Origin of the sequence: Devosia sp. A16 (assembly GCF_001402915.1) — a bacterium.
GTDB lineage: Bacteria > Pseudomonadota > Alphaproteobacteria > Rhizobiales > Devosiaceae > Devosia_A.
The window spans coordinates 249,094-262,788 of the sequence record NZ_CP012945.1; the positions used below are offsets into that span (position 1 = coordinate 249,094).

General features: G+C 65.3%; 15 protein-coding genes. 12 read left to right on the forward strand and 3 right to left on the reverse strand.

Going from position 1 to position 13,695, the window contains the following annotated elements:
* Together APS40_RS01155 and APS40_RS01160 are read left to right on the forward strand one after the other, a co-directional pair.
* Positions 1-864: a DMT family transporter gene (locus APS40_RS01155; protein WP_055045315.1), complete on the forward strand. Its 864-nt coding sequence runs from the start codon at positions 1-3 to the stop codon at positions 862-864.
* Between the two features lie 195 nt (positions 865-1,059).
* Positions 1,060-1,854, forward strand: coding sequence for a hypothetical protein (locus APS40_RS01160; RefSeq protein ID WP_055045316.1), 795 nt, complete (start codon positions 1,060-1,062; stop codon positions 1,852-1,854).
* A gap of 38 nt (positions 1,855-1,892) precedes the next feature.
* Here APS40_RS01160 and APS40_RS01165 read toward each other — a convergent pair whose 3' ends face one another.
* The gene (locus APS40_RS01165) at positions 1,893-2,813 is read right to left on the reverse strand and encodes a class I SAM-dependent DNA methyltransferase (protein ID WP_055045317.1); all 921 of its coding nucleotides are present in this window, start codon (positions 2,811-2,813) and stop codon (positions 1,893-1,895) included.
* Positions 2,814-3,257: 444 nt separating this feature from the next.
* On the opposite strand from APS40_RS01165, the gene APS40_RS01170 reads away from it, so the two are divergent.
* Positions 3,258-3,467: a cold-shock protein gene (locus APS40_RS01170; RefSeq protein ID WP_055045318.1), complete on the forward strand. Its 210-nt coding sequence runs from the start codon at positions 3,258-3,260 to the stop codon at positions 3,465-3,467.
* Positions 3,468-3,609: 142 nt separating this feature from the next.
* Here APS40_RS01170 and APS40_RS01175 read toward each other — a convergent pair whose 3' ends face one another.
* Complete coding sequence (locus APS40_RS01175; protein ID WP_197279406.1) at positions 3,610-4,071, reverse strand: nuclear transport factor 2 family protein; 462 nt, start codon at positions 4,069-4,071, stop codon at positions 3,610-3,612.
* Positions 4,072-4,114: 43 nt separating this feature from the next.
* On the opposite strand from APS40_RS01175, the gene APS40_RS01180 reads away from it, so the two are divergent.
* The 4 genes from APS40_RS01180 (at position 4,115) to APS40_RS01195 (ending at position 7,342) form a co-directional block, all read left to right on the forward strand.
* Positions 4,115-4,696, forward strand: coding sequence for a TetR/AcrR family transcriptional regulator (locus APS40_RS01180; protein WP_055045320.1), 582 nt, complete (start codon positions 4,115-4,117; stop codon positions 4,694-4,696).
* Between the two features lie 169 nt (positions 4,697-4,865).
* Positions 4,866-5,339 (forward strand): transcription elongation factor GreA, encoded by a 474-nt coding sequence (gene greA / locus APS40_RS01185; RefSeq protein ID WP_055045321.1) that lies wholly within the window; start codon positions 4,866-4,868, stop codon positions 5,337-5,339.
* Between the two features lie 143 nt (positions 5,340-5,482).
* Positions 5,483-6,445: a thioredoxin-disulfide reductase gene (gene trxB / locus APS40_RS01190; protein ID WP_082434115.1), complete on the forward strand. Its 963-nt coding sequence runs from the start codon at positions 5,483-5,485 to the stop codon at positions 6,443-6,445.
* Between the two features lie 3 nt (positions 6,446-6,448).
* Positions 6,449-7,342: a LysR family transcriptional regulator gene (locus APS40_RS01195; protein WP_055045323.1), complete on the forward strand. Its 894-nt coding sequence runs from the start codon at positions 6,449-6,451 to the stop codon at positions 7,340-7,342.
* A 162-nt stretch (positions 7,343-7,504) separates the two neighbouring features.
* Here APS40_RS01195 and APS40_RS01200 read toward each other — a convergent pair whose 3' ends face one another.
* Entirely contained in the window at positions 7,505-8,188 is a 684-nt protein-coding gene (locus APS40_RS01200) for a GNAT family N-acetyltransferase (RefSeq protein ID WP_055045324.1), read from the reverse strand.
* 118 nt (positions 8,189-8,306) lie between these two features.
* On the opposite strand from APS40_RS01200, the gene APS40_RS01205 reads away from it, so the two are divergent.
* From APS40_RS01205 to APS40_RS01225, 5 genes are all read left to right on the forward strand, one after another.
* Entirely contained in the window at positions 8,307-8,801 is a 495-nt protein-coding gene (locus APS40_RS01205) for a hypothetical protein (RefSeq protein ID WP_055045325.1), read from the forward strand.
* A 254-nt stretch (positions 8,802-9,055) separates the two neighbouring features.
* Complete coding sequence (corA, locus tag APS40_RS01210) at positions 9,056-10,042, forward strand: magnesium/cobalt transporter CorA (protein WP_055045326.1); 987 nt, start codon at positions 9,056-9,058, stop codon at positions 10,040-10,042.
* 947 nt (positions 10,043-10,989) lie between these two features.
* On the forward strand, positions 10,990-11,832 hold the full coding sequence (locus APS40_RS01215) for an aldo/keto reductase (protein WP_055045327.1): 843 nt from the start codon (positions 10,990-10,992) through the stop codon (positions 11,830-11,832).
* Positions 11,833-12,024: 192 nt separating this feature from the next.
* Positions 12,025-13,119: a hypothetical protein gene (locus APS40_RS01220; protein WP_055045328.1), complete on the forward strand. Its 1,095-nt coding sequence runs from the start codon at positions 12,025-12,027 to the stop codon at positions 13,117-13,119.
* Positions 13,120-13,233: 114 nt separating this feature from the next.
* Complete coding sequence (locus APS40_RS01225) at positions 13,234-13,578, forward strand: endonuclease domain-containing protein (RefSeq protein ID WP_055045329.1); 345 nt, start codon at positions 13,234-13,236, stop codon at positions 13,576-13,578.
* The last annotated feature ends 117 nt before the right edge of the window (positions 13,579-13,695 follow it).

Here is a 13,695-nt window from a genome sequence, read left to right on the forward strand (position 1 = left end):
GTGAAAGTCGCCGCCCTTACCGCCATCGCCATGTTCGCCTTTGCCGCCAATTCGGTGCTGGCGCGCCTGGCCTTCGCGACGGCCGACGCTGAACCACTGACCTACACCGGCATCCGCCTCGCCTCGGGCGCGCTGGTTCTCGCGGCGCTACTCCTCCTGCGCCGCGCACCGGGAACATCGATTGCCATCGGTGGCAGCTGGCGCGCCGCAGCCGCACTGTTCGGCTACGCCCTCGCCTTCTCGATCGCCTACATCCTGCTCGGCGCCGGCACCGGCGCGCTGATCCTGTTTGCCAGCGTGCAGATGGGCATCCTTGGCTGGGCGGTGTTCAAGGGAGATCGGCCGGGCGGGCTCGAATGGCTGGGCCTTGCGGTGGCGCTCGCCGCGTTCGCCTACCTTGTCTCCCCCGGCCTCGTCGCGCCCCATCCGCTCGGCACGCTGCTGATGGTCGGCTCCGGCCTTTGCTGGGCCGCCTACACCCTGCTCGGCCGCGGCTCCAAGGCGCCGCTCATCGATACCGCCGGCAACTTCATTCGCTGCCTGCCTGTGGCCGTGGTGATCGTCATCGCCGGGCTGCTGCTCCATCCGGTCGATCCCGGCGCCGCAGCCTATGCCGTCGCTTCGGGCGCGCTGGCGTCCGGCCTCGGCTATGCCGTCTGGTACGGCGTGCTGCCGAGCCTTGCGCGCACCCAGGCAGCCGTGGTCCAGCTCACCGTCCCCGCCATCGCCGCGGCCGGCGGCGTGCTGCTGATCGCCGAGCCGCCTACCCTCCGCCTCGTCATCGCGTCGATCGGCATCCTCGGCGGTGTCGCGCTCGCCCTCATCGCGGCCGATCGCCGACGTCGCATCAAAGCAGCCAGTTGACGGGTTGACCTCGCCGCCGCGTCCGCTATGTTCCCGGCATCATGATGATGATCCGCAGTTTCGCATCGGTGTTTCTCCTCGCCTGAGGAGCCGTAAGGCAGCACCACCGCGCCTGAGGGCGCCCCGCCCACGCGCATCCGCCACGAGTCTGGCTCGTCGGATCGCTTGTGAGCTTATGCGAATTCGGAAACCACAATGCCTGTACATACTCCCGCGCTCTCGGCAGCGCAGCTCGACGCTTTCGTCACCGACGGCTTCGTCCGCATCGATCACGCCTTCCCAGAGGAGGTCGCCGCTCGCGGTCGCGACATTCTCTGGATGCTGACCGGCCTCGACAAGGATGATCCCACTACCTGGACCAAACCGGTGATCCGGCTTGGCGACAATCCGGCCGCGCCGTTCCGCGAGGCGGCCAATACGCCGGTCCTCCAGGCCGCCTTCGATCAGTTGGTCGGCCCCGGCCGCTGGCTGCCGCGCGGCAGCCTCGGCACCTTCCCGATCCGCTTTCCCTCGCCGGACGATCCGGGCGACGCCGGCTGGCACATCGATGTGAGCTTCGGCTGGGATGAGAACCCCACCGACTTCATGGCCTGGCGCGCCAATGTCAGCTCGAAAGGGCGGGCCCTGCTGATGTTGTTCCTGTTCTCCGAGGTCGGCGAACAGGATGCCCCGACGCGGATCCGGGTCGGCTCGCACCTGGACATCGCGCGGCAGCTGGCGCCGGCCGGCGAAGCGGGACTGTCACTGCGCGAGCTCGCCGCCAACGGCTTTGCCGAGACGGCTCACCTGCCCGAGGTGCTCGCCACCGGAGGCCCCGGTACGGTCTATCTATGCCATCCGTTCCTGGTGCACGCCGCGCAGCCACATCACGGCACCCGGCCTCGCTTCATGGCCCAGCCGCCGCTGCTGCCGCGTCAGCCGCTGCAACTCGAACGCGCCGATGGTGACTATTCGCCGGTAGAGCTGGCTATCCGCCGCGCAATCGGCTGATCGATCGGGGCGGTCCGCACACGAGGCGCCCGCCCCCGTCACACCCGCTCGGCGAGGACGATCGCACCCTCGACCGGCAGACCACGCTCCAGGCGGATCGTCGTGGCTTCGACCCTGACGGTCCGCAACCCCACCGCCTGGCAGATGGCCAGGGTCGGGGTGGTCGCGTGCTGGAACCTCAGGGTCGTGCCCAGCCGCACCGCGTCCGGCCCCGCATGCGTTTCGAGCGAGAACGCCACCAGGCCGCCCGGCCGCAGCGCATTGCTGGCCGCTGCCAAGGGGCCCTGCAGGTCGCCAACATAGTTGAACACATCCGCCGCCACGATCAGGTCGGCCGTCCCCGGTGCTTCGAGGAGGAAGGCCACGAGGTCGGCTTTCTGCAGCCGGTCGTACGTGCGCTTGCGACGCGCTTCGGCCAGCATGTTCGCCGACAGATCGACGCCCTCCAGACGATCGACCAGGGGCCACAGCCGTTCACCCATCAGCCCGGTTCCGCATCCGAGGTCCAGCGCCCGTTCGAACCGCGTCGCGCCGCGGGCCGCAAGCGTGTCGCGGATCGCCACCTCGAGCATTTCGGGCGTCCGATAGCCCAGCCGCCCCACCAGAGCGTCTTCGAAGCGCGAGGCATAGTCGTCGAACAACGCCTCGACATAGGCGGGCGCCGCCTGCGCGGAGCCGCCTGCCCCGTGTGCGGCGAGCTTCAGCGTGGCGCCGAACAGGCCGCGGGCGTCAAGCTGCAGCAGCTGGGTCCACGCCGCGACCGCGCCGGCAATGTCGCCGGCCGCCTCGCGATAGGCGCCGAGCAGGTTCCATCCGGCCACCCATTGCGGCACCATCTCGAGTGCCTGTGCCATGAGCTCGGCGGCCTCGGCGAAGGCGCGCTCGGCGGCGAGCGCCGCGGCGTAGGACGCACGACGATCGGCGACGAGGTCGCCGGACGAATACTGTATTTCGCGCAAGGTTGTTTGGCACCGGGCTGGAGGACACGCATTTAGCGCGCCGGCGCGGCGCGGGGAAGATGGGCATGAGCGGGAATTTCCACTTTGCTGTCACATTGCCGGGGCATAGACTGAACTATGGACGTGCCGTGCGAGTGCGGCCCTGTCCATCGGGTGAGTCGCCCGATATCTCGACGCCTTCGATGCCCCACTCCCTGGGCGCGAAGGCCTGCTAGTCAGATCGCATTTCAACCCGACGTGCCCCCTGCACGCCGGGCAAAACCAGTTTCCTGCGCCGTATTGATAGGGAGAAAATTTCGGTCTACAAGTTAATGGTCGAATATTGCGGCCGACACTTCGTGCCTGGCGTCTCAAACGCGCCTGCTGAGGTCATACCAAGAATTCGATTGGCGGAGTTTCCATTGGGGTGGGAACTGCCACGGCAGACTGCGAAAGGGACTACTTATGGCTACCGGCACTGTGAAATGGTTCAACGGCCAGAAAGGCTACGGCTTCATTCAGCCCGACGAGGGTGGGGCTGATGTGTTCGTGCATATCTCCGCTGTCCAGCGTTCGGGGCTTTCGGGCCTCGATGAAGGCCAGAAGGTGACGTACGAGATCGTCAAGGACAAGCGGACCGGCAAGAACGCCGCCGACAACCTCCAGGCGTCCTGACTCCGGTGGGGTGCTTGATGCATCCTGACCGGTAGATGCGAGGGCATCCCGCTCCGGTCGGATTTAGCAGATCTCGGATTTATCAGATCAAAGAGGCGCAGCTTCCGGGCTGCGCCTTTGGTTTTTGGCCTGAGCCACCCCGTTACTTCGGGACCCGCTGTGCCACTCCCAGGAAATCCTCGTAGCAGTCATAGTTCACTTGCCGGACGACCCGCCCGTCGCGGAGCGTGATGACCATGCAGATATGGGCGACCATCGCATCGCCCGGCTGCAGCGCGCCCAACGACACGTTGACGATCCCCTCCCAGCGCGTCTCGACGATGACAGTGTCGCCGGCTTCGTATGTGGCCGTGATCGAGTAGCTCTGCTTGCGCAGCACCTTGGCGCCGCGCGGCAGGTCGGCCATCATCTTGTCGTAGCCGCGGGTCTGCCCCTCGGCGTAGAGCTTGTTCGGGCGCTCGATCTGCACCACGTCTGGGTGCAGCAGGCGCCCTACCGCCTCGACATCGAACCTCTCGATGGCCCCGATATACTCCCGCACTATCGCTGCATTGCCGCCTTCGCCCATTATCCTCGCCACCGTCTGGAACATCGTTCTAGTCACACTATCTCTAGAACGATGTTCTAGTTTCGTCTATGCTTCTTTGATGGCCAATCGACCGCCTTCTGCAGATCGCCGTTCCGAAATCCTCGACGCGGCCCTCGCCTGCTTCCTCGCGCGCGGCTACGCTGCGACAAGCATCGCTGACATTCGCAACCGGAGCGCCGCCTCGACGGGGAGCATCTACCACTTCTTCGGCAACAAGGGTTCCCTCGCTCTGGCGCTGGTCGAGCGCGCGGTGGGCGGATGGTCGGGCTCCTCGGGCGATGCCGCCAACCCCGATGCCGTCGCGGAACTCTCCATCAAGGCTTCGGTGGCCGGATTGGTGCGATGGGGCCTGGCCAACCCGGCTTCCATGCGCTTTCTCGATGAGGTCCGCACTCTCGCCGCCTCGGACACCAGCCTTGCCGAAGTTTCCACCCTGCTGGCACGGGGCCATGAGGCCGCCCGTGCGCGCTACGCTGCCTTTGTGGCACAGGGCGAGGTTCGCGACCTGCCGTGGCCGCTTGCCCACGCCCTGATGCTCGGCCCTGCCTACGACTTCCTTCGCCTCGCCACGGCCGATGTCGCCTCCGATGCTGCGGACCTGCTTGCGATCGCAGCCTGGAACGCCGTCCGAGCCTCTTGACCTGCCCGCCCACCACAACGATATGCACCGCTCGCGCAGCGCGGCCTACGCCCCGCTTGACCGATGCCTTCGCCGAAGGCAGTTTACGTGGACGCTCCCCCTCAGGTCAGCATGCTGACGACGCCGAATGACTTTGGCAGGGGAGCCTTTCTTTGAGTTGGAGACGGCTATGGACAAGATTCCGATGACACCCAGCGGTCACAAGACCCTGTCGGAGGAATATCGTCGTCGCACCGCCGAGGACCGCCCCAAGATCATCGCCGACATCGCCGAAGCGCGCGCCCATGGCGACCTCAGCGAAAACGCCGAGTACCATGCGGCCAAGGAGCAGCAGAGCCTGAACGAGGGCCGCATCAAGGAGCTCGAATCCTTGCTGGCGCTGGCCGATATCATCGACATCAGCAAGCTGAGCGGCTCGACCATCAAGTTCGGCGCCACGGTGAAGCTCGTCGACGAGGACACCGAGGCCGAGAAATCCTACCAGATCGTCGGCGATGCGGAAGCGGACCTGTCGAAGGGCCGCATCTCGATCTCGTCGCCGATCGCCCGCGCCATGATCGGCAAGGAAGCCGGCGATTCGGTCGAGGTCGCTGCCCCCGGCGGCTCCAAGACGTACGAAATCCTGGACGTTAAGTTCGTCTAGCTCCCGGTAGGGCGCTTTGCCGCGCCCTCCGCTGTGACTTTTCGGTGAGTCCGCGCGTTCCATCGCCGCATGGCGATGGTCGTGCCCTTGAAAGGTGCGCGCCGAACCTCCTATTTTGGTCTAGGGCTTAAGTCTCAGTATCAGTGGAGCGTAAGGTGCACGCCAAAGTCGTCATCATCGGATCGGGTCCGGCCGGCTATACGGCGGCCATCTATGCGGCGCGCGCCATGCTCGAGCCGGTCATGATTTCCGGCATCCAGCCGGGTGGTCAGCTCACCATCACCACCGATGTCGAGAACTATCCCGGCTTCGCCGACGTCATCCAGGGCCCCTGGCTGATGGAGCAGATGAAGGCGCAGGCCGAGCATGTCGGCACCCGGATGATCAACGACATCATCGTCGAAGTGGATTTCGACAAGCGGCCATTCGTCCTTATCGGCGACGGCGGCACCCGCTATACCGCCGACTCCGTGATCATTGCCACCGGCGCCCAGGCGCGCTGGCTGGGGCTCGAGTCCGAGGAGAAATTCCAGGGCTTCGGCGTTTCGGCCTGCGCTACCTGCGACGGCTTCTTCTATCGCGGCAAGGAAGTGATCGTGGTCGGCGGCGGCAACACCGCCGTGGAGGAAGCGCTGTTCCTCACCAATTTCGCATCAAAGGTCACGGTCGTGCACCGGCGCGGCGAGTTCCGCGCCGAGCGCATCCTACAGGAACGCCTGTTCAAGAACCCCAAGGTCGAGGTGATCTGGAACGCCGAGATCGAGGAAGTGTTCGGCCAGAACATGCCGCGCTCGGTTCAGGGGGTGAAGATCCGCGACACCAAGACCGGCCATGTCACTGAGAAAACCGTGGACGGCGTGTTCATCGCCATCGGCCACTCCCCCGCCACCTCGATCTTCTCGGGCAAGCTCGACATGAAGCCGGGCGGTTACCTGAAGGTCGTGCCGGGCGGCACGGCGACTAATGTGCCGGGCGTGTTCGCCGCCGGCGACGTCACCGACGACGTCTACCGGCAGGCGGTAACGGCGGCCGGGATGGGGTGCATGGCGGCGCTGGACGCCGAGGAATATCTGGCATCGCTCGAGCTTGCAGAAGCGGCGGAATAGTCGATGCTGGATTGGGACAAGCTCCGCATCTTCCACACCGCCGCCGAATCCGGGTCGTTCACCCACGCCGCTGAAAAGCTCAACATGAGCCAGTCTGCCGTTTCGCGGCAGATTTCGGCGCTGGAAGAGGATCTGGGGCTAAAGCTCTTCATCCGCCACGCCCGCGGCCTGGTCTTGACCGAGGTGGGCGAGCAGCTGTTCCGCACCGCCCATCGCATGCACTGGGAGTTGCAGCAGGTCGAGACCCAGATGTCCGAGAGCCAGGAGGTCCCGACCGGCCCCCTGCTCGTTACCACCACGGTGGGTATCGGCTCGACCTGGCTGAGCTCGCGCATCCATGAGTTCCTGATCCTTTATCCGGAAATCCAGATCGAGATTAAGCTCAACGATGCCGAGCTCGATCTCGCCATGCGCGAGGCCGACGTCGCCATCCGGCTGCACCGGCCGAACCAGTCCGAGATGATCCAGCGCAAGCTGTTCACCGTGCACAATCACTTCTACGCCTCGGACAACTACCTCAAGGAATTCGGCTCGCCGCAGGCGGTCGAAGATCTCGACAGCCACCGCATCATCTCGTTCGGCGAACCGGTGCCGTCCTATCTGGGCGATATCAACTATCTCGAGCGCCTCGGCCGCCCCGATTCCTCGCCGCGCCGCGCCTCGATGAAGGTCAACGCCATCTATGGCATGATGCAGGCCGCCCGGGCCGGTATCGGTATCGCCATGCTGCCCGATTATGTCACCGAGGGCGAGAGCAACCTGGTGCGGGTACTCGAAGGCATCGAGTTGCCGGCCTATGAGGCTTATTTCGTCTATCCCCCGGCGCTGAAGAATTCGAAGCGCGTCGGCGTGTTCCGCGACTTTCTCGTCGGCAAGGCCCGGGAGTGGTCGTTCTAGCGGACACGCCTGCTGCAAGCTCTGGTGCTCGCCGCCCCGTACCCCTGTCCCCTACCCGTAAGGGAAAGGGAGACCTCACACCACAATCGCAGTCAGCGTCTCCCTCCCCCTTGCGGGGAGGGATCAAGGGTGGGGGTCAGCCCGCGCCGGCGTTTGCGATTCTTACCCCGGCCGCACCACCGTAAAAGTCAGTTCCCTGCGCACGACGAACCCCAGCTTCTCGTAGAGCGCTATCGCCGCTGCGTTCTCGGTCTTCACGTGCAGGAACGGCACCCGCCCCTCGGCGGCGATCAACGCCGAGACGTGAGCGACCAGCACCTTGGCCAACCCCCTGCCCCGGAATTCCGGCCAGGTGCAGACGGCGCTCACTTCGGTGAGCTGTCCGAGCCGCATCCGCTCGCCGGTCATCGCCATCAGGCGCCCATCGGCCGCGCGTAAGCCGAAATAGCGACCCATGCCGAGCGTGCCGGCCCGAAACGGCCCCGGTTCGGTTGCCGTCGCCAGCTCGAGTGCTTCTGCTGCATCCGACGCCGTCAGCGGCACGGGCATCAGTTCGGGCAGCGCCGGTGGGGCCTCGCAAACCATCTGGAACACCGGGACCGCCTGCAGCAGTTCCCAGTCGGCGGGCACTTCGACCTGCTGCGCCGACACCAGCCCGACTGCCTCGTCCGACGCCACCAGCGGGCGCAACTCGGCGAACGCCCCGGCATCGTAGCGCGCGAGACCGCCGATCGGCGACAGCTCGGTCCGGTAGCGCGCGGCGGCGCCGTTGCGCTGACCGAGCACTGCGTGGTGGGTAGTGAGGGCGTGCCATGCCGGATCGTCGAGCACGGAGAAGTCGGTCATGGCAAAGTCCTTTGTATTCACGGCATGGCTCTAGCACTGGCGCGGCCAAGGCCCAAGCCGCCATTCATCGGGAATTCAGGGGGTGCGGCTAGAAACGGGCAAACCTCGGGGATCCCTCATGCTTCGCTTTGTCACCGCAGTCGCGCTCTGCCTCGCCGTCACGCCGTCGTTCGCCCAGATGGTCAGCATCAGTCCCGAACAGATCGGCCAGATCTTCTGCATCTCGCGGCTTGGCAACGACATGGCTCCGGTCGAGGGATTGCTGACCACCGAGCTGCGCGGCGCCATCGCCGAGGCGGAGACACGGAACGCTGCCCTTCAGCAGGCGCACCCCGACGAGAAGCCGCCGCTGGGCGATGGTATCCCCTGGCAGGCCTTTCCCGATTATGCGGCCGAGTGCAACGTCGGTGCAGTCGCGATCGACGCCGACCGCGCTACGGTCGACATCGCCTATGGCTTCCCCGACTATCCAGATGCCAATTTCACCGATCACCTGGAGCTGATCCGCGTGGCGCAGCCGGACCTTCCCGAACCGCTCTGGCGCATCGAGAACCTCGGCTACGCCACTGAAGGCGACCTGCGCTCGGTGCTCGTCTCGGCCTTCGCCAACTAGTGCCCCGCCTCTGCGTTCCCTCCCCCTTGACGCCCCGCCCGCAAAGGCGCATTGCGGCTGGTGTGCCGGGCGCTTGCACCCGGACTCTCATCAAGGACTGAAAATGAACCCCGACAGTCGAAGTCGATCTTCGATCTTGCCGGTGCTCTAGGCTCCCGAAGCGAGATCAGGAAAAGTCGCAGACTTTTCCGGTTCGATCTCGCCACAGCAGGTGGGCCGGGCGCGCCGGCCCGGCTAGCTATTGGAGCCCCGCTATGCTGCGTGCCTATATTCGCGAAGGCGACCGCCTCGTTCCCACCGATTTCGATCCCGCCTCCGAGGCCAAGCTTGCGGGCGCCGTCTGGTACAGCCTGACCGACCCGACGCGCGAGGAGGACAAGTTCGTCGAGTCCTGCCTCGGCATCGACATTCCCACCCGCCGCGAGATGCAGGACATCGAACCCTCGGCCCGCCTCTACAGCGAAGACGGGGCCGAGTTCATGACCATCACCGCGCTGGTAGAGGACGAGGCCGGCCAACCGGTCAAGACGCCGATCACCTTCGTGTTGCGCAACAACCAGCTGGTCACGGTGCGTTACGCCGACCCCAAGCCCTTCCGGCTCTACGAGCGGCTGGTGTCCCGTCCCACCACCGGCGAGTTCGGCGGCGAGCGGGTGATGATCGGGCTGCTCGAGTCCTTCATCGACCGGCTGGCGCAACTGCTCGAGAATGCCGGCGACGAGATCGACCAGATCTCGCGCGAGGTGTTCGGCAACAAGGTCAAGAAACCTACCCGCAAGGCGCATGACTTGCAGTCATTGATCGAACGCATCGGCAAGAAGGGCGACACCCTGACGCTGGCCCGCGAAAGCCTGGTGTCGATCACCCGTGTCACCAGCTTCCACCAGACGCTCGGTAGCGTCGACATCAAGACCACCAAGGAGCTGCGCCAGGGCCTCAAGACCCTGCAGCGCGACGCTGCTGCGCTGAGCGATCACGCCGCGTTCCTTTCGGCCAAGATCAATTTCCTGCTCGACGCGACGCTGGGGCTGATCAACCTCGAGCAGAACCAGATCATCAAGATCTTCTCGGTGGCCGCAGTGGTGTTCCTGCCGCCGACCCTGGTCGCGTCCATCTACGGCATGAACTTCCAGTTCATGCCCGAACTGAGCTGGCCGTTCGGCTATCCGTTTGCGCTGGGGCTCATGGTCCTGTCGGCCGTAGTCCCGTACCTGTTCTTCAAGCGCAGCGGCTGGCTTTGAGGCCAGCCGGATTCGGCGCCGAATCTGACAAAATACTGTCACAATCAAACACTTGGCGTCGCCGTCGGCTCGACGTGCGACGCCATGGCGCACGTCGAAAACTCCAATACACGAGCAAACTCATCGACTTAACAGCCATGCAAAAAACGCATGACCCCCATTCACCACTGGTCGGTTGCTGGGTCGCCGCTCCCGCCATATATCCCCGCTCGACAGCAGCTGAGCGCATCTCCCTCCTCCTCCTCGCGCTCGTTGTTTGTTCCTCCCTGTAGCCGGCAACGGCTGCTACTCGGCCCCGCTCTCCCCTCGAGCGGGGCCTTGTCTTTTCCGCCCCCAACAACCCGTGAACATCCGTCGCGCGCGGATCGTATTGACGCATACGTCACGGCAGCATGGCTGACCTTTCCCTGCGCAAACTGCATAGCTGGCATGTGGAAGTCCGTATTGTGGACCAAACGGTCAAAGTGCATATTGTGAGTGTCGATGTGAGCCGCACCGTATCCTCCTCCCTCGGTCCTGCTCTGCGACACCGGTTCGAAGTCGTATCCTCCTCCCTCGACTTAGAACCATCGGCAAATGGCGTATCCTCCTCCCTCGTCCATTTGCCACCACTTTCGATTTGGACTTCGGTCCTTGTCATTGGGCCCCATCTTCGGATGGGGCCTCTTTTTTTGCTTTGACTGATCTCTTGTCGCCAGTCGCTTCGCGCTCAGCGCATGGCTGACGTTCCGACTTGGCGATTGTTCGGTTCGCCGCATCGCCCGATAGTCATCTCAACGAATTGCAGCCGCTCCTCCTCCCTGGCTGCGCTTCGATTGGTCGCCCGCTTCGGCGAGCCGGCCTCTGAAGGCTCCGCTCATCCCCTCGAGCGGAGCCTTTTTCTTTGAGCCTCCGGTTGCCCCTGTCGCCAGTCGGGCTAGTCTGTTCGCTCAACGCGAGGCCGGCTCATGACACTTCCCATCATTTCTCTCGCCTCTGGCACTTCCGTGCCTGCCCTCGGCCAAGGCACCTGGCGCATGGGCGAAGACCGTCGACGCCACGCCGACGAGGTCACGGCGCTGCGCCGCGGCATCGAACTGGGCATGACATTGATCGATACCGCCGAGATGTATGGCGATGGCGGCGCCGAGTTGGTGGTCGCCGAGGCGATCAAGGGCCGCCGCAGCGAGGTGCAACTGGTCAGCAAGGTGCTGCCCGGCAATGCCAGCCGCAACGGCACAATTGCCGCCTGCCAGCGCAGCCTGAAACGGCTCGGCACCGACCATATCGATCTTTACCTCTTGCACTGGCGCGGCCGCCACCCGCTCGCCGAGACCGTCGCGGCCTTCGAAGACTTGCAGCGCGCCGGCGCCATCGGCGCATGGGGTGTCTCCAATTTCGATGTCGACGACATGGAAGAGTTACTGGCGCTCCCGGGCGGCGAGGCCTGCGCCGCCAACCAGGTGCTCTACAACCTTGCCGCCCGCGGCATCGAGTACGACCTGCTCGACTGGTCGGCTACACGCCAGATGCCAATCATGGCCTATTCCCCGCTCGGCAACGACAACCGCATGCTGCGCCACCCCGAACTGCAGCGCATCGCCAGGGCTCGAAACGCGACCGCCGCGCAGGTCGCCCTCGCCTTCGTGCTGGCCCGCCCGGGCATCATTGCCATCCCCAAGGCCACCGGCCTCGAGCACGTCGCCGAGAACCGCATGGCGGCTGACCTGAGGCTGACCGCCGATGAGCACGCCGCGCTGGATGCGGCCTTTCCGCCGCCACGCCGCAAGCAGCAGTTGGAGATGATCTAAGCGCCGAGCTCTCCCTGATCCTCCCCCGCGTGGTGGGGGAGGATCATCGCACCGCCGGCGCCTCCCCACAGCAAACCCTACCCGGCATTTCCTGCCGGCTTCCCGTTTTCGCCCTACCACAACGCCCGGATTCCCGGCCCTCCGCGGTGGCACGCCGCCTGCATGGTGAACAGCGACCGCCCGGAGGCACTCATGACCAGCGTTGGCACCGCGACCGGCACCAGTTCCCTCAGCTACGCGCAGATCATCGCCAATGCGCAGAAGGCGCAGCAGCAGGCGCTGACCAACCCGCCGCCCAGCAATTCGAGCGACTCCAGCGCCACCAACGTCACGCTGTCGGATGCCGCCAAGGCGGCGCTCACCACCGTCAAGGACTTCGCCACCGTCACCAGTGAGGCGCGCGCCACGCTCGACAAGCTGCTGGCGGACGCCGAGCTCACCAGCCCGCTCAAGGACGGCAAACTCGCCCTCGACCTCAGCAAGGTCGATCGCCGCGAGCTCTACGCGATGAGCATAAACGCCAACCAGCAGTTCAGCGTCGACGAGCAGAAGGCCGCGGCCATCGAACTGCAGAACCGCTTCGACCAGGCGATGGCGGGCCCTACCGCGGTCGGCCGTGTCACCGGCAGCGTCAAGGGCCTCTATGTCGCCGCCCTCGCCTATTTCGACGCCATGGGTCCCGAGGAGAAGGCCTCGGCCGCCTATGCCGATCAGCGCGGCGCGCTCGAGGAGATGCTGAAGCAGATCGAGGCCAAACCCTCCACCCTGCCCGGCGCCGTGCCCAACGATCCGGTCAACGCTTACATGGAGCGCCTCGCCGGCGGCGAGACCGGCAAGCCGCGCGACATCAAGGATGTTGCCGGCGATGCCCGCACTACCCTTGACGCGCAATACAAGGCCACCGGCAGCTCCAAGCCCGACTATTCCGAGTTCGACAGCCGCTCGCTCGCCTCCGTGGCACTCAACTCCAACGGCAGGTTCTCGGCCACTGAAGTGCGCGCTGCCTCGATGGAGATGCGTTCCCGCTCCGGCGCGGCGCTGCTGCAGGGCCTCAAATCCGCCGGGTCAGGCAATGCGGCCGGCTTCGCCCAGAACGTCATTTCGCTCTATGGCGCCATGAGCGCCGAGGAACGCGCTGCCGCCGGCTGGTCGGAAAACCTCTACGCCGCCGCGGTCGCCAACTATCAGACCGCCAGCAAGCTCGGCTCGCTGTTGAACCAGGCCACCGGGTCGGCGGCGTTTGGCGACAGCGAGGGTGGGTCGATGAGTTTGATGGATTATCTGTAGGCTAATCCATGTGAATGAGTCCGATCCGTGCAGTCGGGAGTCCTCTCCCGCTTGCGGGGGAGGGGGACCACGCATAGCGTGGTGGAGGGGGGAGCCCCACGAGCGGAGCTTGCGTTGCGGTCACCCGACTTCATTCGCTGGCGGGCAAAAGACTTGCGCCGCGTGATGACGCAGCCCGAAAGAACGCTGTGGGCGCTGCTTCGCCGCAATCAGCTCGGCTGGCACTTTCGCCGCCAGCACCCTGTTGGCCCCTATGTCCTCGACTTCTATTGTGCTGCGGTGAAACTGGCCGTTGAAGTCGATGGCCCGGTGCATCAGGAGCAGGCCGATCGGGATCAGCGCCGAACGGTCTGGCTGGAGAAGGAAGGGATCAGGTTGCTTCGCTTCTCGACAGCGGAAATCGACGCACGGCCCGCTGCGGTGATGGCGGCCATCGCGCGAGCTTCAGGCTCTTCCTAAGAGAAGTGGTAGAGACCATAGATCGCTGCAGGCACAGCCGGTGTGTGGGGCTCCCCCCTCCACCAGCCTGTCGGCTGGTCCCCCTCCCCCGCAAGCGGGAGAGGAGTCCCGACTGCC

What these genes read in the sequence shown, in the direction of transcription:
- APS40_RS01200 (WP_055045324.1), bottom strand. Translation starts at nt 8,188, where the DNA reads ATGACCGACTTCTCCGTGCTCGACGATCCGGCATGGCACGCCCTCACT.
- APS40_RS01195 (WP_055045323.1), top strand. Translation starts at nt 6,449, where the DNA reads ATGCTGGATTGGGACAAGCTCCGCATCTTCCACACCGCCGCCGAATCC.
- APS40_RS01180 (WP_055045320.1), top strand. Translation starts at nt 4,115, where the DNA reads ATGGCCAATCGACCGCCTTCTGCAGATCGCCGTTCCGAAATCCTCGAC.
- APS40_RS01170 (WP_055045318.1), top strand. Translation starts at nt 3,258, where the DNA reads ATGGCTACCGGCACTGTGAAATGGTTCAACGGCCAGAAAGGCTACGGC.
- APS40_RS01160 (WP_055045316.1), top strand. Translation starts at nt 1,060, where the DNA reads ATGCCTGTACATACTCCCGCGCTCTCGGCAGCGCAGCTCGACGCTTTC.
- greA (WP_055045321.1), top strand. Translation starts at nt 4,866, where the DNA reads ATGGACAAGATTCCGATGACACCCAGCGGTCACAAGACCCTGTCGGAG.
- APS40_RS01205 (WP_055045325.1), top strand. Translation starts at nt 8,307, where the DNA reads ATGCTTCGCTTTGTCACCGCAGTCGCGCTCTGCCTCGCCGTCACGCCG.
- APS40_RS01220 (WP_055045328.1), top strand. Translation starts at nt 12,025, where the DNA reads ATGACCAGCGTTGGCACCGCGACCGGCACCAGTTCCCTCAGCTACGCG.
- corA (WP_055045326.1), top strand. Translation starts at nt 9,056, where the DNA reads ATGCTGCGTGCCTATATTCGCGAAGGCGACCGCCTCGTTCCCACCGAT.
- APS40_RS01215 (WP_055045327.1), top strand. Translation starts at nt 10,990, where the DNA reads ATGACACTTCCCATCATTTCTCTCGCCTCTGGCACTTCCGTGCCTGCC.